19 protein-coding genes are annotated in these 21,948 nt (G+C 74.6%); 16 read left to right on the top strand and 3 right to left on the bottom strand.

The features are described from left to right. Positions 1-74: 74 nt before the first annotated feature. From recQ to AS188_RS01335, 10 genes are all read left to right on the top strand, one after another. On the top strand, positions 75-1,919 hold the full coding sequence (gene recQ, locus AS188_RS01380; protein ID WP_058857334.1) for a DNA helicase RecQ: 1,845 nt from the start codon (positions 75-77) through the stop codon (positions 1,917-1,919). A gap of 31 nt (positions 1,920-1,950) precedes the next feature. Beyond that, positions 1,951-2,847 (top strand): ABC transporter permease, encoded by an 897-nt coding sequence (locus AS188_RS01375; protein WP_058859651.1) that lies wholly within the window; start codon positions 1,951-1,953, stop codon positions 2,845-2,847. Next, a complete protein-coding gene (locus AS188_RS01370) occupies positions 2,844-3,554 on the top strand; it encodes an ATP-binding cassette domain-containing protein (protein ID WP_083529137.1) in 711 nt (236 codons plus the stop codon). Before AS188_RS01375 ends, AS188_RS01370 begins: the two co-directional genes overlap by 4 nt. A gap of 107 nt (positions 3,555-3,661) precedes the next feature. Continuing rightward, a complete protein-coding gene (locus AS188_RS01365) occupies positions 3,662-4,870 on the top strand; it encodes an acyl-CoA dehydrogenase family protein (RefSeq protein ID WP_058857333.1) in 1,209 nt (402 codons plus the stop codon). Positions 4,871-4,900: 30 nt separating this feature from the next. After that, positions 4,901-5,659: an SDR family NAD(P)-dependent oxidoreductase gene (locus AS188_RS01360; protein ID WP_058857332.1), complete on the top strand. Its 759-nt coding sequence runs from the start codon at positions 4,901-4,903 to the stop codon at positions 5,657-5,659. A 98-nt stretch (positions 5,660-5,757) separates the two neighbouring features. After that, positions 5,758-6,339, top strand: a complete 582-nt coding sequence (gene pyrE, locus AS188_RS01355) for an orotate phosphoribosyltransferase (protein ID WP_058857331.1) — start codon at positions 5,758-5,760, stop codon at positions 6,337-6,339. Further along, on the top strand, positions 6,332-6,967 hold the full coding sequence (locus AS188_RS01350) for a TrmH family RNA methyltransferase (RefSeq protein WP_058857330.1): 636 nt from the start codon (positions 6,332-6,334) through the stop codon (positions 6,965-6,967). Before pyrE ends, AS188_RS01350 begins: the two co-directional genes overlap by 8 nt. Before the next feature lie 82 nt (positions 6,968-7,049). Continuing rightward, the gene (fbaA, locus tag AS188_RS01345) at positions 7,050-8,072 is read left to right on the top strand and encodes a class II fructose-bisphosphate aldolase (protein ID WP_058857329.1); all 1,023 of its coding nucleotides are present in this window, start codon (positions 7,050-7,052) and stop codon (positions 8,070-8,072) included. Between the two features lie 111 nt (positions 8,073-8,183). Further along, on the top strand, positions 8,184-8,603 hold the full coding sequence (locus AS188_RS01340; protein ID WP_058857328.1) for a DUF3151 domain-containing protein: 420 nt from the start codon (positions 8,184-8,186) through the stop codon (positions 8,601-8,603). 100 nt (positions 8,604-8,703) lie between these two features. Then, entirely contained in the window at positions 8,704-9,459 is a 756-nt protein-coding gene (locus AS188_RS01335; RefSeq protein WP_058857327.1) for a maleate cis-trans isomerase family protein, read from the top strand. Positions 9,460-9,548: 89 nt separating this feature from the next. Here AS188_RS01335 and AS188_RS01330 read toward each other — a convergent pair whose 3' ends face one another. Beyond that, positions 9,549-10,259 carry a maleate cis-trans isomerase family protein gene (locus tag AS188_RS01330; protein ID WP_058857326.1) on the bottom strand — a complete coding sequence of 237 codons (711 nt, stop codon included), beginning with the start codon at positions 10,257-10,259 and terminating at the stop codon, positions 9,549-9,551. Positions 10,260-10,380: 121 nt separating this feature from the next. On the opposite strand from AS188_RS01330, the gene AS188_RS01325 reads away from it, so the two are divergent. After that, positions 10,381-10,884, top strand: coding sequence for a DUF3830 family protein (locus tag AS188_RS01325; protein WP_058857325.1), 504 nt, complete (start codon positions 10,381-10,383; stop codon positions 10,882-10,884). Between the two features lie 33 nt (positions 10,885-10,917). On the opposite strand, the gene AS188_RS01320 is transcribed toward AS188_RS01325, so the two are convergent. Continuing rightward, the gene (locus tag AS188_RS01320; RefSeq protein WP_058857324.1) at positions 10,918-11,901 is read right to left on the bottom strand and encodes a D-2-hydroxyacid dehydrogenase; all 984 of its coding nucleotides are present in this window, start codon (positions 11,899-11,901) and stop codon (positions 10,918-10,920) included. Between the two features lie 65 nt (positions 11,902-11,966). Between AS188_RS01320 and AS188_RS01315 the strand changes: the two genes are divergently transcribed. Genes AS188_RS01315 through AS188_RS01305 form a run of 3 tightly spaced genes read left to right on the top strand, consistent with a single transcriptional unit; the run spans position 11,967 to position 17,832 of the window. Further along, on the top strand, positions 11,967-13,244 hold the full coding sequence (locus AS188_RS01315; RefSeq protein ID WP_058857323.1) for an aspartate aminotransferase family protein: 1,278 nt from the start codon (positions 11,967-11,969) through the stop codon (positions 13,242-13,244). A gap of 8 nt (positions 13,245-13,252) precedes the next feature. Next, positions 13,253-16,345 (top strand): FAD-binding and (Fe-S)-binding domain-containing protein, encoded by a 3,093-nt coding sequence (locus AS188_RS01310; RefSeq protein WP_083529135.1) that lies wholly within the window; start codon positions 13,253-13,255, stop codon positions 16,343-16,345. Beyond that, positions 16,342-17,832: an NAD-dependent succinate-semialdehyde dehydrogenase gene (locus AS188_RS01305; RefSeq protein WP_058857322.1), complete on the top strand. Its 1,491-nt coding sequence runs from the start codon at positions 16,342-16,344 to the stop codon at positions 17,830-17,832. The genes AS188_RS01310 and AS188_RS01305 overlap by 4 nt, the downstream gene beginning before the upstream one ends. Positions 17,833-17,952: 120 nt before the next feature. Here the strand turns inward: AS188_RS01305 and AS188_RS01300 are convergent, their stop codons facing one another. Continuing rightward, positions 17,953-18,615, bottom strand: coding sequence for a GntR family transcriptional regulator (locus AS188_RS01300; protein WP_058857321.1), 663 nt, complete (start codon positions 18,613-18,615; stop codon positions 17,953-17,955). Between the two features lie 316 nt (positions 18,616-18,931). Here AS188_RS01300 and AS188_RS01295 point away from each other — a divergent pair, with 316 nt between their 5' ends. Together AS188_RS01295 and AS188_RS01290 are read left to right on the top strand one after the other, a co-directional pair. Then, positions 18,932-20,347 (top strand): amidase, encoded by a 1,416-nt coding sequence (locus AS188_RS01295; protein WP_058857320.1) that lies wholly within the window; start codon positions 18,932-18,934, stop codon positions 20,345-20,347. A gap of 162 nt (positions 20,348-20,509) precedes the next feature. Further along, positions 20,510-21,907 carry an MFS transporter gene (locus AS188_RS01290; protein ID WP_186815338.1) on the top strand — a complete coding sequence of 466 codons (1,398 nt, stop codon included), beginning with the start codon at positions 20,510-20,512 and terminating at the stop codon, positions 21,905-21,907. Positions 21,908-21,948 lie beyond the last annotated feature (41 nt).

Genomic DNA, 21,948 nt, shown 5'->3' with positions numbered 1-21,948 from the left:
ACCGGGGCGCCGCCCGCAGCGGCTACCCTGGCCGTGTGGGCGAGACGTGGAGCGGGCCGGAGCCGCCGGAGGACGTGGACGGACGGGCACCGGAGGACCTCCCGGCGCCCGGGCCGGGCCGGTCCGCGCCGCTCGAGGTGCTCGCCCGGGTGTGGGGCTACGACGCCTTCCGCGGGCAGCAGGCCGAGATCATCGACACGGTCGTCGCCGGCCACGACGCGCTCGTGCTCATGCCCACCGGCGGCGGCAAGAGCCTGTGCTACCAGATCCCCGCGCTCGTGCGGGAGGGCACCGGTGTGGTCGTCAGCCCGCTCATCGCGCTGATGCACGACCAGGTCGACGCCCTCGAGCAGCTCGGGGTGCGCGCCGCGTACCTGAACTCCACCCAGACGGTCGAGGAGCGCCGGGCGGTCGAGGCCCGCCTGCTCGCCGGGGAGCTCGACCTGCTCTACCTCGCCCCCGAGCGCCTGCCCGCGGCCGCTGAGCTGCTGGACCGCACCCGGATCGCCCTGTTCGCCGTGGACGAGGCCCACTGCGTGGCCCAGTGGGGCCACGACTTCCGCCCCGACTACCTCGGGCTCACGCTCCTGCACGAGCGCTGGCCCGGGGTCCCGCGCATCGCCCTCACCGCCACCGCCACCGCGGAGACCCGCGAGGAGATCGTCCGCAACCTCGACCTGGGCGGCGCCCGCGTCTTCGTCTCCAGCTTCGACCGGCCCAACATCTGCTACCGCGTGGGCCCCAAGCAGGACGCCCGCCGGCAGCTGCTGCAGCTGATCCGCACCGAGCACCCGGGCGAGGCCGGCATCGTCTACTGCCTCTCCCGCGCCTCGGTCGAGCGCACGGCCGAGTGGCTGGCCGCCCAGGGCGTTCCCGCGCTGCCCTACCACGCGGGACTGCCCGCCGAGCAGCGCCGGCTGCACCAGTCCCGCTTCCTGCGCGAGGACGGCGTGGTCATGGTCGCGACCATCGCCTTCGGCATGGGCATCGACAAGCCCGACGTGCGCTTCGTCGCCCACCTCGACCTGCCCAAGAGCATCGAGGGCTACTACCAGGAGACCGGCCGCGCCGGCCGCGACGGGCTGCCGTCCACGGCCTGGCTGGCCTACGGCCTGCAGGACGTCGTCCAGCAGCGGCGGATGATCGAGGACGGGGAGGGGGACCGGCAGCGCAAGCGCGCCCAGGCCCTGCACCTGGACGCGATGCTCGCCCTGTGCGAGACCGTGCAGTGCCGCCGGCAGCAGCTGCTGCGCTACTTCGGGGAGGAGAGCGGCCGGTGCGGCAACTGCGACACCTGCCTGGACCCGCCCGAGTCCTTCGACGGCACGGTCCCGGCGCAGAAGCTCATGTCCACGATCGTGCGGCTGGCCCGCGAGCGTAACCAGCAGTTCGGCGCCGGGCACCTGGTGGACATCCTCCTCGGGCGGGAGACCGAGCGGGTGGTGCGGATGCGCCACACAGCGCTCACCACCTTCGGCATCGGCACCGAGCTCACCGAGCAGGAGTGGCGCGGGGTCGTGCGCCAGCTGCTCGCCCAGGGCCTGCTGCAGGTGCAGGGCGAGTACGGGGTGCTCGCCCTCACCGAGGCCGCGGGGGAGGTGCTGCGCGGGCGCCGGGAGGTGCGCCTGCGCCGCGAGCCCGAGCGCGTGCGCGCACCGCGCCGGCCCCGGTCCGGGGCCGCCCGGCCGGAGCTCGACGAGCCCCAGCAGGAGCTCTTCCAGCAGCTGCGGGCCTGGCGCTCCGCCGTGGCCAAGGAGCAGGGCGTGCCGGCCTACGTCGTCTTCACCGACGCGACCCTCGCCGCGATCGCCCGGGCCCGCCCCGGCTCCCTCGGCGAGCTGAGCGGGCTCTCCGGGGTCGGCGCCGCCAAGCTCGAGCGCTACGGCGAGGCCGTGCTCGAGGCCGTCGCCGGGGCATGAGACGGCCGTGACCGCCCGGCCCCCCGCCCCCGTGAGGACCCCGCGCCCGCCGCGGGTACGCCGCCGCCCGCGCGCCGCCACGGGGGTGCCCCGCTGGCTGTGGGCGCCCGCGGCGCTGGGCGCGGCGCTCGTGGTCCTTCCCGTGGTCGCGATGGTCGCCCGCGTGGACTGGAGCGGTTTCCTCGGGCTGATCGGCTCCCCCTCGGCGCTGCACGCCCTCGGGCTGAGCCTGCGCACCGCGGCCGCCAGCACCGTGCTGTGCGTGCTGCTGGGCGTGCCCCTCGCGCTGCTGCTGGCGCGCACGGCCTTCCCCGGCCGGCGCGCGCTGCGCGGGCTCGTGCTGCTGCCGCTCGTGCTGCCGCCCGTCGTCGGCGGCCTGGCGCTGCTCTACACCTTCGGGCGCAACGGCCTGCTCGGGCGCCACCTCGAGCTCGCCGGGATCAGCATCGCCTTCACCACCGCCGCCGTGGTCCTCGCCCAGACCTTCGTGTCCCTGCCGTTCCTCGTGGTCAGCCTCGAGGGCGCCCTGCGCACGGGCGGGGAGCGCTACGAGCGCGTCGCCGCGACCCTCGGCGCCCGCCCCGGCACGGTGCTGCGCCGAGTCACCCTGCCCCTCGTGCTGCCCGGGCTCGCCTCGGGGGCCGTGCTCGCCTTCGCCCGCAGCCTCGGGGAGTTCGGGGCCACCCTCACCTTCGCCGGCAGCCTCGAGGGCGTCACCCGCACCCTGCCCCTGGAGATCTACCTTCAGCGCGAGACCGACCCCGACGCCGCCGTCGCCCTGTCCCTGCTGCTGGTGGTCGTGGCCGTGGCCGTCGTCGGCGTCTCGGCCCCCGGGCGCTTCCGCGCCGCCCGCGGTCCCGGTGCGGGCGGCGCCCCGGCCGGCACCCCCGCCGACGGCGCGCGCCCCGGTACGGGGGACCGCCGGTGAGCCTCGAGCTCACCGCCCGGGTGGCCCGGCGCGGGCTGGACCTGTCCGTCACCGTGGCCGAGGGGCAGACCCTCGCCGTGACCGGGCCCAACGGCGCGGGCAAGTCCTCCCTGCTCGAGGTCGCCGCCGGGCTGCTCGTGCCCGACACCGGCCGGGCCGTGCTGGACGGGCGGGTCCTGTTCGACCTCGACGCCCGCGGCCGCGGCCGCTGGGTGCCCGCCCCCGAGCGCGGGATCGTCCTGCTGGCCCAGGACCCCCTGCTCTTCCCGCACCTGTCCGTGCTCGAGAACGTCGCCTTCGGCCCCCGCGCCCGCGGGGCCGGCCGCGGCCCGGCCCGCGAGCGCGCCCTGCGCTGGCTGGCCGCGGTCGACGCCACCGGGCTGGCCCGCCGCCGCCCCGGGGAGCTCTCCGGCGGCCAGGCCCAGCGCGTGGCCCTCGCCCGCGCCCTCGCCGCGGAGCCGCGGCTGCTGCTGCTCGACGAGCCCTTCGCCTCCCTCGACGCCGAGACCGCCCCCGCCCTGCGCCGGCTGCTGGCCCGCGTGCTCGCCGACCGGATGGCGGTGGTCGTCACCCACGACCCCGCCGACGTCGCCGCGCTGGCCGGCGCGGGCCTGCGGATCGAGCACGGACGGGCGGCGCCCCCGGCCCGGGACCACCAACCGGACCGGGGGAGCGGGACCGGCGCGGCGGTGCGGCCCGCCCGGTGAGCCCGGTCACAGTACGATCGTGGCACCGACCCACCGCACCGACGCACTGTCCGGCCCGCACCCCCGGGGAGACCCCCCGCACGGGCGGTCCGGCGAGAGGACACCCCATGACACCGGTCCTGCGCGGGGAATCCCCGTCCGTGACGGAGACCCCCGGCATCCCCTGCCCCGACGCCGACCTGCTCGGCTTCGCCGGCCTCCTGCCGCCCGCCGAGCGGGAACGGCTCGCGGCCCTGCACGAGTTCCTGCAGACCCGCATCCGCCCCGCCGTCGTCGAGCCCTGGACCCGCGAGGAGTTCCCCGCCCACCTGCTGCCCGCCCTCGCCGAGCACGGGCTGGGCGAGCTCGAGCTCTCCGGGGCCTCCCGGCTGTTCACCGGCCTCGCCCACGCCGAGGTGGCCCGGGCGGACGTGTCCCTGAGCGCCCTCGTGGGCATCCACAACGAGCTGATCCTCGGGCTGATCGACGCCCTGGGCTCCCCCGAGCAGAAGCAGCGGTGGCTGCCCGCCCTGCGCACCTTCCGCGCCCTGGGCGCCTTCGCGCTCACCGAGCCCGAGCACGGCTCCGACATCGCCGGAGGCCTGTCCACCACCGCGACCCGCGACGGCGGGGACTGGGTGCTCACCGGCACCAAGCGGTGGATCGGGGCCGGCACCGTCGCCGACGTCGCCATCGTGTGGGCCCGCGACACCGCCGACGGGCAGATCAAGGGCTTCCTCGTGGAGACCGACCGCCCCGGGTTCACCGCCACGAAGATCGAGCACAAGCTCGGGCTGCGCATCATGCAGAACGCCGACCTCGTCCTCGACGCCGTGCGCGTCCCGGCCGAGGCCCTCCTGCCGGGGGCCACCGGCTTCGCCGCCGCCAACGAGATGCTGCGCAACTCCCGCGCGTGGGTCGGCTGGCAGGCCGCCGGCGCCCAGCTCGCGGTCTTCGACATCGCCCGCGACTACGCGCTCGCCCGCCGGCAGTTCGGCCGGCCCCTGGCCGCCTTCCAGCTCGTGCAGGAGCCGCTGGCCCGGATCCTGGGCAACGCCTCCGCGTCCCTGGGTCTGATGGCCCGCATCGCCGGGCTGCAGGAGGAGGGGCGCCTGGACATGCCCCAGGCCGCGCTCGCGAAGGCCACCACGACCCGCCTCGCCCGCGAGTCGGCGGCCCTGGGCCGGAACCTGCTCGGCGGCAACGGTGTGGTCGCCGAGCACGGGATGGCCAAGGTCTTCGCCGACATCGAGATCATCCACACCTACGAGGGCACCTACGAGATCAACGCCCTGATCGTGGGCCGGGCCGTCACCGGCGTCTCCGCCTTCGTCTGAGCCCCGACCCGCCGCACGGAAGGACCCCGCATGGACGTCACCGACACCTCCGCCCTCGTCACCGGCGCCGCCTCCGGCCTCGGCGCCGCCACCGCCGCCATGCTCGCCGGCCGCGGCGTGCGCGTGACCGGCCTCGACCTGCCCGCCGCGCTCGAGCGGGCCCCCGACGTGCCCGGGGTCCGCTATGCCCCCGCCGACGTCACCGACCGCGCCGCCGTGGCCGCCGCCGTGGAGACCGCCGCCGGGCAGGGGCCGCTGCGCACGGTCGTCAACTGCGCCGGGATCGCCCCCTCCGCCCGCGTGCTGGGACGCGGGGGCGTGCACGACCTCGAGCTGTTCGAGACCGTGCTGCGCGTGAACCTGCTCGGCACCTTCACCGTCCTCGCGCTCGCCGCCGAGCACATCGCCGCGACCGACCCCGTCGACGACGACGGGCAGCGCGGGCTGGTCGTCAACACCGCCTCCGTCGCCGCGTTCGAGGGACAGGTGGGGCAGGCCGCCTACGCGGCCTCCAAGGGCGGGGTGCACAGCCTCGGCCTCACCGCGGCCCGCGACCTCGCGAGCGCCGGCATCCGGGTGAACACCATCGCCCCCGGCGTGGTCGAGACCCCCATGCTGGCCACGGTCAGCGACGAGTTCCGGGCCGGCCTCGCGGCGGGGGTCCCGTTCCCGCGGCGGCTGGGCCGGCCCGGGGAGTTCGCGCAGCTCGTGGCGGCGTTCCTCGACAACGACTACCTCAACGGCACGACCGTGCGGATGGACGGCGCCCTGCGCATGGCCCCGCGCTGAGCCCCGTCTCCCGGGGATCCGCCGTGCGAGGGGCGGCGGGCCCCCGGGAGCGTGCGGAGCCGCCGCCCGCGCCCCGGGACGCCCCATAGACTGGGCCCATGACCACTGACTTCTCGCCCGTCGACCTCGCGACGGCCCGCGACCGCCTCCGCCAGCTGATCGTCGACCTCGCCGTGGTGCGCGGGAAGGTGACCCTCGCCAGCGGCATCGAGGCCGACTACTACGTGGACCTGCGCCGGGTGACCCTCCACCACGAGGCCTCCCGCTACGTGGGGCAGGTGATGCTCGCGATGCTCGACGAGGCCGGGATCTCCTTCGACGCCGTGGGCGGGCTGACCATGGGCGCCGACCCCGTCGGCACCGCCGTCATGCACGCGGCCGGGGGCCAGGGGCGGGCCGTGGACGCGTTCGTGGTCCGCAAGGACCAGAAGAGCTACGGGATGGGCCGCCAGGTCGAGGGCCCGGGCGTGCAGGGCCGCGACGTCGTCGTCGTCGAGGACACCTCCACCACCGGGGGCTCCGCGCTCACCGCGGTCGAGGCCCTGCAGCGGGCCGGGGCCAACGTCGTGGCCGTGGCCGTGATCGTGGACCGGCTCACCGGGGCCACCGAGCGGATCCAGGACACCGCCGGCGTGCCCTGCCTGCACGCCTTCACCAAGGACGAGCTCGGGCTTGACTGACCGGCCGGACGGCGCGCCGGAGGTCGGCGTCGGCCCCTGGGAGGGCCCGTGGCCCGAGGGCGAGCACTGGGACCCGGAGCTGCTCGCCCACGGCGACCGCCGCAACGTCGTCGACGCCTACCGCTACTGGCGCACGGAGGCCGTGGTCGCCGACCTCGACACCCGCCGGCACGCCTTCCACGTCGCCGTCGAGAACTGGCAGCACGACCTCAACATCGGCTCCGTGGTGCGCACCGCCAACGCCTTCCTCGCCCGGGAGGTGCACATCGTGGGCCGGCGGCGCTGGAACCGCCGCGGCGCGATGGTGACCGACCGCTACCAGCACGTGCGCCACCACGGCGGCGTCGAGGAGTTCACCGCGTGGGCGCGCGCCGAGGGGCTGCCCGTGATCGGGGTCGACAACTTCCCGGACTCCCGGCCGCTGGAGACCTACGACCTGCCGGAGCGCTGCGTGCTGGTCTTCGGGCAGGAAGGCCCCGGGCTCAGCCCGCAGATGCACGCGGCGGCCCAGGCCACCCTGTCCATCGCCCAGTTCGGCTCGACCCGCTCCGTCAACGCCTCCGCGGCGGCCGCGGTCGCGATGCACGCCTGGGTCCGCCGCCACGTCTTCGGCCAGACCGTTCCGTGACGCCCCGCGCCGCGCCCGTCGTCCCCCGCGGGCCGGGCCGCTAGAGTGGGGCGCAGGCCACACCCGACCCGAAGGAGTCAGCATGCCCATCGCCACCCCTGACGTCTACGCCGAGATGATCGACCGCGCCAAGGAGAAGGGCTTCGCCTACCCGGCGATCAACGTCACCTCCTCCCAGACCCTCAACGCCGCGATCCGCGGCTTCGCCGAGGCCGGCTCGGACGGCATCATCCAGGCCTCCACCGGCGGCGCCGCCTACTGGTCCGGGGCCTCCGTCAAGGACATGGTCACCGGCTCGCTCGCGATGGCCGCCTTCGCCCGCGAGGTCGCGAAGAACTACGACGTCAACATCGCCCTGCACACCGACCACTGCCCGCAGGACAAGCTCGAGGGCTTCGTGCTGCCGCTGCTGGAGGAGTCGGAGAAGGCCGTGGCCCGCGGCGAGGACCCGATCTTCCAGTCCCACATGTGGGACGGCTCGGCGATCGAGCTCGACGAGAACCTGAAGATCGCCCAGGAGCTGCTGGCCCGCACGTCCAAGGCCAAGATCATCCTCGAGGTCGAGATCGGCGCGGTCGGCGGCGAGGAGGACGGCGTCGAGAACGAGATCAACGAGAAGCTCTACTCCACCGTCGAGGACGGCCTGGCCACCGTGGAGGCCCTCGGCGCCGGGGAGAACGGCCGCTACCTCACCGCCCTGACCTTCGGCAACGTGCACGGGGTGTACAAGCCCGGCGGGGTCAAGCTGCGCCCGGAGCTGCTGCAGCAGATCCAGCAGGAGGTCGGGGCCAAGCTCGGCCAGGACCGGCCCTTCGACCTCGTCTTCCACGGCGGCTCCGGGTCCTCCGCGCAGGAGATCGCCGACGCCGTCTCCTACGGCGTGGTCAAGATGAACGTGGACACCGACACCCAGTACGCCTTCACCCGCCCGGTCGCGGGGCACATGTTCACCAACTACGACGGCGTGCTGAAGATCGACGGCGAGGTCGGCAACAAGAAGAAGTACGACCCGCGCGTGTGGGGCGCCCTCGCCGAGGAGTCCATGGCCGCCCGCGTGGTCGAGGCCTGCGAGAACCTCGGCTCCGCCGGGACCTCGGTCAAGTAGGACCCCCGCGCCCGCCGCACCCGGCGGAGCACCGACGGCGGCGCCCTGCCACGGGCGCCGCCGTCGCCCGTCCCACCCGCCCCGCGACACCGATCGGAAGGACCCGCACCCATGAGCCTCGCCGGCAAGAACCTCCTCGACGGCCCCGAGCCCACCCTCCTGAGCGAGGACCCCGCGCTGAGCGCGCGGCTCGAGGCCGGCGACGAGGCCGAGGACCTCGCCCTCCGCTTCCCCAAGGCCTCCCTGCCCTGGGCGATGTGCGCCGAGGACGCCCTCGACGAGGGCCGCACCCTCGAGGGCTACGCCTACGCCCGCGTCGGCTACCACCGCGGCCTCGACGCCCTGCGCCGCCACGGCTGGAAGGGCCACGGCCCCGTCCCCTTCGCCCACGAGCCCAACCGCGGCTTCCTGCGGGCCCTCGCCGCCCTCGGCCGGGCCGCCGCCGCGATCGGCGAGCTCGACGAGGCCGAGCGCATCCAGCAGTTCCTCGACGACTCCGACCCCACCGCGGCGGCGCAGCTCTCCCGCTGACCCGCCGGCGCCGTTCCCGGGCGGGGGACGTCCGGACCGGGCGGACGTCATCCTCCCGGCCGAGGATTGTCGACGATCAGACACCGTGGGACCATGTGGCATGGCCAACATTTCACGGTTCATCCCGGAGGGGCCGGCCCCGGACCGCGTCATCGGCGTCGTGAACCCCTACGACATGGCGCTCGACCGGGAGCTGTGGCGCTGGATGCCGGACGACGTCTCGCTGGCCGTCGCCCGCACGCCCCACCACCCCCTGGTGGTCGACGAGATCATGGCCAGCGCGCTGGGCGACGACGCGGAGATCCGCTCCACCGCCCGGTGCCTCACGGCCGTCGAGCCGGAGGCGGTCGTCTTCGCCTGCACCTCGGGCAGTTTCGTGAACGGGATCGAGGGGGCCCGGCGCATCTCCGCCGCCATCGCGGAGGAGGTGGGCGCCCCGGCCGTGACCACGTCGGAGGCCCTGCTCGAGGCGCTGGACGCGCTGGGGGTCACCCGCCTGGCGATCGCCACCCCCTACGTCGAGCGGCTGACGGCCCGGCTCGAGGACTTCCTCGCGGCCGACGGGCGCACGGTCGTGGGCACGGCGGGCCTGGGGCTGGACCGGCTGATCTGGCACGTCCCGTACGCCACCACGGCGGAGCTCGTCCGGCGGGCCGACCGCTCCGACGCGCAGGCCGTCTTCGTCTCCTGCACCAACCTGCCGACCTTCCACATCATCGCCGCGCTCGAGGACGAGCTCGGCAAGCCGGTGCTCACGGCCAACCAGGTCACGGCGTGGGCCGGGCTGCGCCGGCTCGGGCTGCCGCTGGTCACGGAGGACCAGCGGCTGGGCTCGGCCGGACCCGCTGCGGCCTGACCGCAGGCCCGCCCCCACGACGACGGCGCCCCGCGGGGCGCCGTCGTCGTGGGGGCGGATCCCGGCCGGCGGCGGGGGCCGGCCCGGCCTCAGCCGGCGAAGAGGGCGCCGAGGCCCTCGGCGCGGGCGGGGTGGCCGGCCAGCCGGAGGCCGTACCAGGCGGTGACCTGGTTGGCCGTGAGCACCGGCATGCCCAGGGTCTCCTCGAGCCGGGGCAGCACGGCGACCGTGTGCAGCGCGGTGTCCGGGACCAGCAGGGCCTGGGCGCCGGTGAGGTCGGCGGCGCGGGCCGTGGCCAGCACCCACTCGGCGTCGAGCCGGCCGGCGTCCTCGCCGCTGGGGACGTCGTAGGTGGACAGGGCCGTCACGGTGATGCCCTCGGCCTCCAGGAGCCGCACGAAGTGCGTCGCGACGTCCTCCGGGTACGTCGCGGCGACGGCGACCCTGTTCAGGCCCAGATGGTGCACCGCCTCGGCGAAGGCCAGGGAGGTGGACGAGGAGGGGACGCCGGCCGCCTCCTCGACCCAGCCCGCCTGGTCCCGGCAGCCGTCCCGGCCGTAGACGAAGCTGCCGGAGGTGCAGGCCCACATGGCGGCGTCGGGGGACAGGTCGCGGGCCCTCTCGGCGGAGGGGGCCAGGTTCTCCCGGGAGCCCAGGGTCAGCAGCGCCTCGACGTCGTGGTCCGTGCTGCCCTCCCAGGTGTGGACCACCGGGAAGGAGGCCTCCGGGACGAGCTTCTCGAGGGCGGGGAACTCGTCCTCCGCGCTGTGACCGGGGTACAGGATGGCGACGGTGGTCATGGTGGCGACGGCCCCTTCGTGGTGTGGTGCAGGTCTCACCGAAAAGCTTACAGTTGGATTGTCGACAATCACAGGGTGCCGTGCTCCGGTGCCCGCGGCCTCACCCGAACGGAGACCCTCCATGACCCGGTACCTCACCATCACCCTGGAGAAGCGCGGTGTCACCGCCCGGGCCCGTCTGCTCGACGACGCCGCCCCGCGCACGGCGGAGGCCGTCTGGCAGGCGCTGCCCCAGTCCGGGCAGGTGTTCCACGGCAAGTTCGCCCGCAACGAGATCTACGCCCTCGTCCCCGCCTTCGCCGACGAGGAGCCGGGCCCGGAGAACCAGACCGTCACGCCCCTTCCCGGTGACCTGTGCTACTTCACCTTCGAGGGGGTGCTCGACAACCCCGCCTACGGCTACGAGGCCTCGGCGGGCACGACCGAGAACCGGCTGCTCATCGACCTCGCCGTCTTCTACGGCCGCAACAACCTCCTCGTCAACGGGGACGTGGGGTGGGTGCCCGGCAACGTCTTCGCGACGATCGAGGAGGGGCTCGAGGAGCTCGCCGCCGCGTGCCAGGACGTCTGGATGGGCGGAGCGCGCGGCGAGACCTTGAGCTTCGCCCGCGCCGAGGGCGCCTGAGGCGCGGAGCGGGGCGTGCGGCGGGGCCGGTCCTCAGCCCCGCCGCACCCAGCCCAGCTGCTTGTCCACCTGGTTGACCAGGTCCTCGCCGGCGCACCAGCGGGCGAGGTTGTCCGCGAACTGGTCCGCCAGCGTGTCGCGCCAGCCCACGACGTCCCCGCTCATGTGGGCGGACACGTGCACGTTGTCCATCCGCCAGAACGGGTGCTCGGCGGGCAGCGGCTCCTCGGCGAAGACGTCGAGCGACGCGGCGGCGATCTCGTCCCTCTGCAGGGCCCGGACCAGGGCCGGTTCGTCCACGAGCGCACCCCGTCCCACGTTCACCAGGTGCGCGGTGGGCCGCATCGCCGCGAACACCTCCGCCCCGGCGATCCCCCGCGTGTCCTCGGTCAGCGGCGCGATGAGCACGAGGTGGTCCGCCCATCCGGCGTGCTCGGCGAGCTCCGCGCTCGGGACCACGGTCCCGAAGTCCGGGTCGTCCTCCCGGGCGGCGCGCCCGGCGCCGCGGACCTCCAGGCCCACGGCCCGCAGCAGCCGGGCCGTGGCGCGCCCGATCCCGCCCGTGCCCACGACCAGGGCGTGCCGGCCCGCCGTGCGCCGCAGCTCGCGGTGCCGCCAGACCCCGCGGCGCTGCAGCTCCTTGCTCGGGTGCAGCTGCTTGTCGTGGGCCAGGACGGAGGCCAGGACGAACTCGGCGATGGGCCCGTCGAAGGCGCCGTGGGCGTTCGTGACCACCACGTCCGAGGCGCGCAGTCCGTCGAAGAGCAGGGAGTCCACCCCGGCGGCGGCCACGTGGACCCACTCCAGGGAGCCGGCGTGGGGCCAGGCGTCGCGCAGGGCGGGGGAGAAGAAGTCCCACACGAGAAGGGCCCGGGCTCCCGGCAGGGCACCGGGCAGTCCCGCGGCGTCGGTCTGCACGAGCTCCGCGTGCTCCTCGAGGGTCGCGGTGTTGTACGGCGGGGGCGTGCCGGCGGCCGTGAGGACGACGACCTTCGGGCGGGGGCGGGTCTCTTCCATGGCTCCACTGTAAGAGGGTGGAAGATTGTTGACAATAATTCGATATGGCCGTCAGGATGTGAGCCATGACATCTCTCAGCCCCGTTCTCAAGCAGGCGACCCCCGTGGTCGTGGACCACGCGCAGGGCAGCTGGATCCACGGCACCGACGGCCGGTCCTACCTCGACTTCACCACCGGCATCGGCGTGACGAGCACGGGGCACTGCCACCCGAAGGTCGTGGCCGCCGCCCGGGAGCAGGTGGGCAGGATCATCCACGCGCAGTACACCACCGTCATGCACCAGCCCCTGCTGGCGCTGACCGAGAAGCTGGGCGAGGTGCTGCCCGCGGGGCTGGACTCCGTGTTCTACGCGAACTCCGGCTCCGAGGCCGTCGAGGCCGCGATCCGCCTGGCGCGCATGGCCACCGGCCGGCCCAACATCGTCGTCTTCCAGGGCGGCTTCCACGGCCGCACCGTCGCCGCCGCGTCCCTCACCACGGCCGGCACGAAGTTCTCCGCCGGCTTCGCGCCCCTGATGGCCGGCGTGCACATGTCCGCCTTCCCGTACGCCTACCGCTACGGCTGGGACGAGACCACCGCCGTGGACTTCGCCCTGCGGGAGCTCGACTACCTGCTGCAGACCCGCACCGCGCCCGCCGACACCGCGGCGTTCCTCATCGAGCCGGCCCTCGGTGACGGCGGCTACCTGCCCACCCCCGGGACGTTCATGGACGGGCTGCGCGAGCGCGCCGACCGCCACGGCATCCAGCTGATCTTCGACGAGGTCCAGGCCGGCGTGGGGCGCACCGGGAAGTTCTGGGGCCACCAGTACTCCAGCGTCTCCCCGGACATCCTCGTCACGGCCAAGGGCATCGCCTCCGGCTTCCCCATCTCGGCCATCGCGGCCTCCACGGAGACCATGTCCAAGGCGTGGCCGGGCTCCCAGGGCGGCACCTACGGCGGCAACGCCGTCTCCGCCGCCGCGGGCGTGGCCACCCTCGAGGTCGTCGAGGAGGAGGGCCTCGTGGAGAACTCGCGCGTGCGCGGCGAGCAGCTGAAGGCTGGGGTCGAGGAGATCCAGGAGCGCTTCCCGGTGATCGGCGACGTCCGCGGCCGCGGCCTGATGCTGGGCATCGAGTTCACCGCCGAGGACGGGTCCCCGGACGCCCGGACGGCCGCCGCCGTCCAGCAGGCCACCACGGAGCAGGAGCTGCTGACCCTGACCTGCGGCCCCGCGGGCAACGTGGTCCGGCTCATCCCGCCCCTGGTGGTCACGGCCGAGGAGATCGCCACCGGCCTGGAGCGCTTCGAGGCCGCCGTCGCCGTCGTCACCGAGGCCGTCACCACCGCCACCGGATCCTGAAGGGCACCATGAACCCCGGCACCTCCGAGCCCACGACGGCGGACCGCGCGGTCGCCGACGCGAAGACCGCGGACGCCCAGGCCGTCGCCGCGCGCGAGCAGGCCTCGGCGGAGCCCGCCGTGCTGGCGCGGCTGGCGGCCGTCGGCGTGGCCGCCGACGCCGCGCCGCGCCGGCTGGCCGAGTACGCCTACGACGCCTCGAACTACCGGGTCGCCCCGGTGGCGGTGGTGTTCCCGCGCACCGTCGAGGACGTGGTCGGGGCGGTGGCGGCGTGCCGGGAGACCGGCACGCCGCTGACCGTGCGGGGCGGGGGCACCTCCATGGCCGGCAACGCCGTGGGCCCCGGGGTGGTGCTCGACCTCTCCCGCCACATGAACCGGATCCGCACCGTGGACGAGGCCGCGGGCACCGTGGACGTGGAGCCGGGCGTGGTGCTCTCGGACCTCACCCGGGAGGTGGAGGCCGCCACCGGCAGGCGCTCCACCTTCGCGCCGGACCCCTCCTCGAAGAACCGGGCCACGGTCGGCGGGGCTCTCGGCAACGACGCGTGCGGCAACCACTCCGTGCGCTACGGCCGCACCTCCGACCACGTGGCGGAGATCGACGTCGTCACCTCGGACGGGGCCCGCCTCACCGCCACGAGCACGGGGCTGCGCGCCACCGACCCGGACGACGAGGTGTCCGCGACCCGTGCCGCGCAGCTGGCGGAGTCCCTGCGCGCCCTGGCCCACGAGAACCTGGCCGCGTTCCGCCTGGAACTGGGGCGGATCCAGCGCCAGGTCTCCGGGTACCACCTGCAGCACCTCCTGCCCGAGAAGAAGTTCGACGTGGCCCGGGCCCTGGTGGGCTCCGAGGGCACGTGCGCGGTCGTCGTGGGTGCCCGGATGAAGCTCGTGCCCAGGCCGGCCAGCGCGCTGCTGGTCTGTCTGGGCTACGAGGACGTCGTCGACGCCGCGCGCGACGTGCCCACGATCCTGGAGTTCTCCCCGGCTGCCGTGGAGGGCACCGACGAGGCCATCGTGGAGACCATGCGGTTCCGGCGCGGGGCGGACTCGGTCCTGGGCCTGCCCGCCGGACGGGCCTGGCTGTTCGTGGACCTGGACGGGGACGACCCGGGGACCGTGGCCGAGCAGGCCGAGCGGCTGCTCGAGCGGCTGGCCGGGAACGGGCGGCTCGTCGAGGGCCGGGCCGTGCCGGACCCCGTGGCGCGCGCCTCCCTGTGGCGCGTGCGTGAGGACGGGGCGGGCCTGTCCTCCCGCCTGGCCTCCGGCGGTGAGTCGTGGCCCGGCTGGGAGGACTCCGCGGTGGCCCCGGAGGACCTCGCGGACTACCTGGCCGACCTGCGCGCCCTGCTGGACGGGCACGGGCTGGACGGCGTGATGTACGGGCACTTCGGCGCGGGGTGCCTGCACATCCGCATCACCTTCGACCTGCGCACCGGGGCCGGACGGGAGGTCTTCCGCCGCTTCACGCGCGAGGCCGCCGAGCTGGTGGTCCGCCACGGCGGGTCGCTGTCCGGCGAGCACGGGGACGGGCGGGCGCGGTCGGAGCTGCTGCCGATCATGTACTCCCCGGTCGTGCTCGCGGCCTTCGCCCGGTACCGGCGGCTGTGGGACCCGTCCGGGATCCTCAACCCCGGCTCCATGACGGCACCGGACCCGATGGACGCCCACCTGGCCCTGGAGGGGGTGCCGGCGCGGGAGTGGCGCACGAGCTTCGACCTGCGCCCGATCGGCGGCCACGGCGGCTCCCTCGCGGAGACCGACGACCCGGCCACCGCCTCCGGCGCCGGGACGGACCCCTGGGTGCACGCCGTGCAGGGCTGCATCGGCGTGGGCCGCTGCCGCGCGGACACCGGCGGGGTGATGTGCCCCAGCTACCGGGCCACCCGGGACGAGAAGGACTCCACCCGGGGCCGGGCCCGCGTGCTCCAGGACATGGTCCGCGGCGCGGCCACCGTGCAGGAGGGCTGGCGCTCCGAGGAGGTGCGCGAGGTCCTGGACCTGTGCCTGTCCTGCAAGGCCTGCGCCACCGACTGCCCGGCCGGCGTGGACATGGCCACCTACAAGTCCGAGTTCTTCGACCACTACTACCGCGGCAGGCTCCGCCCGCTCTCCCACGTCTCCCTGGGCTGGCTGCCGCGCTGGCTGAAGCTCACCGGCCGGATCGCCCCGCTGGTCAACGCCGTGCTGGCCACCCCGCTGGCCAAGGTCGCCGCGATGGCCGGCGGGCTGACCACGCACCGTGCGATGCCCCGCTTCGCCGGCGCGAGGCAGTGGCGCCGCGAGGTCGCCGACGCGACCGGCGGCACCGCGCCCGGGGACGGCTCGGCGGTGCTGTTCGTGGACACCTTCACCCGGGGCTTCCGCCCCGAGGTGGCCGGTGCCGCCGCCCGCGTCCTGGCCGACTCCGGTGAGGCGGTGGAGTGCGCGGCGGACGCGTGCTGCGGGCTCACCTGGATCTCCACCGGCCAGCTCGGCACGGCGAAGAAGCTGCTCGCCCACGCCGCCGCGGCCCTCGACGACGGCACCGACCGGCCCATCGTCGTCGTGGAGCCCAGCTGCGCCGCCGCCCTGCGCACGGACCTGCCGGAACTCGTCCCCACGGACCAGGCGCGACGGGTCGCGGCCCGCGTGCGCAGCTTCGCCGCCCACGCGGGCGAGCGCGCCGCCGGCGGGTGGCGACCCGCCCCGGCCGGTCCGGTGCCGCAGCAGGTGGTGCTGCAGACCCACTGCCACGAGTACTCGGTCTTCGGTGCCGGTGCGCAGCGGGCCGTGCTCGCCGCGGCCGGGGTGCCCGAGGTCGTCGACGCCACCGGCTGCTGCGGCGTCGCCGGCAACTTCGGCTTCGAGAAGCAGCACTACGAGGTCAGCGTGCAGGTGGCCGAGAACGCCCTGGCCCCGGCCCTGCGCGCCACGGGGCCGGAGGCCGTGGTCCTCACCGACGGCTTCTCCTGCGCCATGCAGGTCGACCACCTCGACCCCGCCCGGCCGGGCCTGCACCTGGCCCAGGTCCTGGACCCGGGCCGGCTCCCGGAACCGTCCCGTGAACCGGCTCCTGCCGACACCCCCTCCGCGACCCAGAAAGAGGACACCCCATGACCGCCAGCGTCAACGCTTCCCGCACCTCCCAGCAGGCCCTCGACGCCGTCGGGAGGGTCAGCACCGGCCTGTTCATCGACGGCCAGTGGTGCGAGGCCGCCTCCGGCGCGCGCTTCGACGTCGTCAACCCCGCCACCGAGGAGGTCGTCGCCACGGTCGCCGACGGCGGCGCCGAGGACGCCCGGCGCGCCATCGAGACCGCCGGGCGGACCCAGAAGGAGTGGGCGCGCACGGCGCCCCGGGAGCGCAGCGAGATCCTGCGCCGGGCCTACGACCTCATCATGGAGCGCCAGGACGAGCTGGCCCTGGTCATGACCACGGAGATGGGCAAGCCCTTCGCCGAGGCCAGGGGCGAGGTGGCCTATGCCGCCGAGTTCTTCCGCTGGTTCTCCGAGGAGGCCGTGCGCATCGGCGGCGACCACACCACCACCGGGGACGGGAGGAACCGGATCCTCGTCTCCAAGGAGCCGGTGGGCCCGTGCGTGCTGGTCACGCCCTGGAACTTCCCGCTGGCCATGGGCACCCGCAAGATCGGCCCCGCCATCGCCGCCGGCTGCACCATGGTCTTCAAGCCGGCGAACCTCACGCCACTGTCCTCCCTGGCCCTGGTGGACATCCTCGTGGAGGCCGGGCTGCCCGCGGGCGTGCTCAACGTCGTGTGCACCTCCAAGGCCTCCTCCGTCGTGGGCCCGTGGATGTCGTCCGGGATCGCCCGCAAGATCAGCTTCACCGGCTCCACCGAGGTGGGCGTGCGCCTGCTCGAGCAGGCCGCCCAGCACGTCATGCGCTCCTCCATGGAGCTGGGCGGCAACGCCCCGTTCATCGTCTTCGAGGACGCCGACCTCGACCGCGCCGTGGAGGGCGCCGTCGCGGCGAAGATGCGCAACATGGGCGAGGCCTGCACCGCGGCCAACCGGCTCTTCGTGCAGCGCTCGATCGCCGGCGAGTTCTCCGAGCGCCTCGCCGCGCGTCTGGGCTCCCTCGCCGTGGGCGACGGCGCGCAGGACGGCACCGACGTCGGTCCGCTCGTCGAGGAGAAGGCGCTCACCAAGGTCCAGGAGCTGGTGGACGACGCGGTGTCCAAGGGCGCCACGGTGGTCTGCGGCGGCTCCCGCCCGGACCGCGCGGGGTATTTCTACGCGCCGACGGTCCTGTCCGACGTCGATCCCTCGGCCCAGCTCATGAGCGAGGAGATCTTCGGCCCGGTGGCCCCCGTGATCCCGTTCGACACGGAGGAGGAGGTCGTGCGCATGGCCAACGACACCCCGTGGGGCCTGGTGGGCTACCTCTTCACCCAGGACGTCGACCGCGGCTTCCGGGTGGGCGAGGCCCTCGAGGTCGGCATGCTCGGACTCAACACCGGCATCGTCTCCAACCCCGCGGCGCCCTTCGGCGGGGTCAAGGCCTCCGGCCTGGGCCGCGAGGGCGGGCGCGTGGGGATCGAGGAGTTCCTCGAGCACAAGTACATGGCCGTGCCCCGCAGCTGAGACCGGTGCCCGGTGCACGCACCGGGAGAGCCCCCGGTGGACCGCTCCGGTCCTCCGGGGGCTCTCCCGTGCCCGGGGTGCTCCGCCGGGGCGGAGCACCCGCGGGCACCGGGCCGGGGGTCAGGCCTCGGCGGGCCGGAGCCGCCCGACGGCGTCCTCCATGTGCTCCAGCAGCAGCCGGTCGACGTGGGCGGTGTCGCACCGCCCGACCGCCTCGGCGATCTCCCGGTGCTCCTCCAGCCGGAAGGAGTGGGAGGCGTAGCGGTCCTCGAGGGCCGTGATGCACATGCGGGTCTCGACCATGAGGGTCGTGTGCATCCGGGAGAGCCGGGGGCTGCCGGCCAGGGCCACCAGCAGCGTGTGGAACTCCAGGTCCGCCTCGGTGAGGGCGTCGGCGTCGTCGCGCGCGACCGCCTCGGCCATGGTCCCGACCACCTCGGCCAGGCGGGCGCCGGCGTGCGCGCCGTCGACCTCGATGGCCCGCGCCGCCGCGGCCCGCTCCACGGCCGTGCGGGCCAGGTACATGTCCCGCACGTCGTCGTCGGTCACCTCGATGACGAACACGCCCCGGTTCCGGATGCTGACCAGCAGACCCTCCTGGGTGAGTCGCTGCATGGCCTCCCGCAGGGGGCCGCGGCTGACCCCCAGCCGGCGGCTGAGCTCGGCCTCGTTCAGCTGCTGCCCGGGGGCGAGCTCGCCCTCGCCGACGGCCCGGCGCAGCTGCCGTGCGATGAGGGCGGGGGTGGTCTCCTGGACCACCGGATGGAGCGTGGGACTGGTCATCGTGCCTCCGGCCGTGCGAACCGCGGAAAGTGAAGATTGTCCACAATCATACCCTCAGTCGACCGGGGGTGACGGAGTCCGCGGGGCGGTCGGCCCGCCCTGACGCGGGGAGCGGCGCCGGGTCGACATGTGTCGGCACGGTGTTGCCTGGATCACACTCGACCCCTATGCTCCAGTTGTAGACAATCGGACGACATCGGCTGGTCTCCGGGCGGCACACCGCCCGCCCCGTGCGGAGCAACCGCGGAGGGCCCCGAGGTCCGGGGACCGGGGCGCAGGGCGCCGGCCGAGGGCGCTGCGACGACAGGGAGAGCACATGAGCGATCTGACCGACCTCACGGCACTGGAGCTGCTGGAGGGCTACCGCAGCGGCAGCCTCTCCCCGGTCGACGCCGCGCGGGCCGCCCTGCAGGCCGTCGACGACCTCGACGGCACCGTGAACGCCTTCGTCTCCGTGGACGGCGAGCAGGCGCTGCAGGCGGCCGAGGCGTCGGAGAAGCGCTGGCGGGCCGGGAAGCCGCTGGGCCCCGGTGACGGCGTCCCCACGTCCGTCAAGGACATCTTCTACACCCGGGGCCGGCCCACCCTGAGAGGGACCCGGCTGATCGACGCCGACCGCCCGTGGGAGGAGGACGCCCCCTGCGTGGCCCGGCTGCGAGAGACCGGCGCCGTGCTCCTGGGCAAGACGACCACGCCCGAGTTCGCGTGGAAGGGCGTCACCGACTCCCTGCGCCACGGTTCGACCGGCAACCCGTGGAACGCCGAGCTGACCTCGGGCGGCTCCAGCGGCGGCAGCGCGACCGCCGTGGGCACGGGCATGGGGCCGTGGTCGGTGGGCACGGACGGCGGCGGCTCGGTCCGCATCCCGGCCGCCTTCACGGGCACGGTGGCGCTCAAGCCCACCTACGGCCTCGTCCCCATGTTCCCGGCGAGCCCGTTCGGCACGCTGGCCCACGCCGGTCCGATGACCCGCACCGTGGCCGACGCCGCCCTGCTGCTGGACGTCGTCACGGGCTTCGACTCCCGGGACTGGTCCGCGCTGCCGACCCCCACGGGCTCCTTCCTGGACGGGCTCGAGGACGGGGTGCGCGGGCTGCGCATCGCCTTCTCGCCGACGCTGGGCTTCGGGCGCAACGACCCGGAGGTCGACCGGCTGGTCCGGGCGGCCGCCGGGGCCTTCGAGGAGCTCGGTGCCGCGGTCGAGGAGGTGGACCCCGGCATCGAGGACCCCGTCGAGGCATTCCACGTCCTGTGGTTCGCCGGTGCGGCCAAGGTCCTCGAGGGCTACGGTCCCGGTGCGATGGACCGGGTCGACCCGGGGCTGCGCCGCGGCATCGAGGAGCTGGGGGAGATCAGCGCCTCCGACTTCCTCGACGCCACCGCGGTGCGGACGGCCCTGGGCGTGACCATGGGCCGCTTCCACGAGACCTACGACCTGCTGCTCACCCCCACCCTGCCGATCCCCGCCTTCCCGCGGGGCCGCGACGTGCCCGAGGGCTGGCACTCGCGGGACTGGACCAGCTGGACCCCGTACACCTACCCGTTCAACATGACCCAGCAGCCGGCGGTGAGCGTGCCCTGCGGCTTCACGGAGGCCGGCCTCCCCGCCGGGCTGCAGGTCGTCGGCCCCCGCCACGCGGACCGGACGGTGCTGCGCGCGGCGCAGGCCTACGAGCAGGCCGTCGACTGGGGGACGCGGCGACCGGCCCGGGCGGTGGCCGGCCGTGGCTGAGCGCCCGGCCGCCGGGCACCGCGGCCGGCGAGGCCACCGGGACGGACCCCGGCACCCCGGGCTCCTGACCACGAAGAACCCGGGCTCCGGCGCGCCGAGTGCCGGGCCCCGCACGACCGGGCTCCCGGCCCGTGCACCGCACGAACTCCGACGGAGGCTTCCATGAACGCGCACCACACGCCCGGCCGTCCCGCCCACGGGGACGAGCACGTGCCCCGGAACCCGGAGACGGGCCGCCTCGAGCCGGACGCCAGGACGGTCAACCGCGCCGTCGCGGCCTCCGCGATCGGCAACGCCACCGAGTGGTTCGACTACGGCGTCTACGCCGTGTCGGTCGTCTACATCACCCAGAACTTCTTCCCCGGCGAGTACGGGACGATCCTGGCGCTGAGCACCTTCGCGTTCTCGTTCCTCGTCCGCCCGCTGGGGGGCCTGTTCTGGGGGCCGCTGGGCGACCGCCTCGGCCGCAAGCGCATCCTCGCCCTGACGATCATCCTGATGGCCGGGGCGACCTTCTGCATCGGCCTGCTGCCCACGGTGGAGACCATCGGGATCGCCGCGCCGATCCTGCTGATCCTGCTGCGCGCCGTCCAGGGCTTCTCGACCGGCGGCGAGTACGGCGGCGCCGCGACCTTCATGGCCGAGTACGCCCCGGACAAGCGGCGCGGCTTCCTCGGCAGCTTCCTCGAGTTCGGCACCCTGGCCGGCTTCGCCCTCGGCTCGCTGATCGTCCTGCTCGGCGAGGTCGTGCTGGGCAACGACGCCATGAGCGAGTGGGGCTGGCGCATCCCGTTCCTGCTCGCCGGCCCCATGGGGCTGGTCGGCCTCTACCTGCGCTCCCGGCTCGCCGACTCGCCCGTCTTCCAGGAGCTCGAGGAGTCCGGGCACACCGAGTCCTCCGCCGGGATGGCGCTCAAGGACCTGGTCACCCGCTACTGGCGCCCCATGCTGATCATGACGGGCCTCGTCATCGCGCTCAACGTCGTGAACTACACGCTGCTGAGCTACATGCCCACCTACCTCGAGGGGCAGACGGGGATGGCGAACCGGACGGTGCTGACCATCATGTTCGTCGCCCAGTTCGCCATGATGCTCGTCATCCCGTTCGCGGGGGCCCTCTCGGACCGCGTCGGGCGCAAGCCCATGTGGTACACCTCGCTGATCGGGCTGTTCGTGCTGGCCATCCCGATGTACATGCTGATGGCCAACGGGTTCTGGTGGGCGCTGCTGGGCTTCGCGGTCCTGGGCCTGCTCTACATCCCGCAGCTGGCCACCATCTCGGCGACCTTCCCCGCGATGTTCCCGACCCAGGTGCGCTACGCCGGGTTCGCGATCACCTACAACCTCGCCACGGCCGTCTTCGGCGGCACCGCCCCGCTGGCCAACGAGGCGCTCATCGGCGCCACGGGCAACCCGCTGGTGCCCGCCTTCTACATGATGGCCGCCTGCGTCGTGGGACTCGTCGCGGTGCGCGCCATGAAGGAGACCGTCGGCGCCTCCCTGCGCGGCACGGAGATCCCGGAGACCAAGCCCCAGGACCTCGTCCGCGCCCGCTCCTGAGCGCCGGCCGCCGGGGGCGCTGCGCACGGTGGTCGGCGCGG

It is taken from the genome of Kocuria flava (genome assembly GCF_001482365.1).
Taxonomy (GTDB): Bacteria; Actinomycetota; Actinomycetes; order Actinomycetales; family Micrococcaceae; genus Kocuria; species Kocuria flava.
The sequence above is the reverse complement of the archived record's forward strand: the minus strand, read 5'-3'. Positions and strand labels throughout refer to the sequence as shown.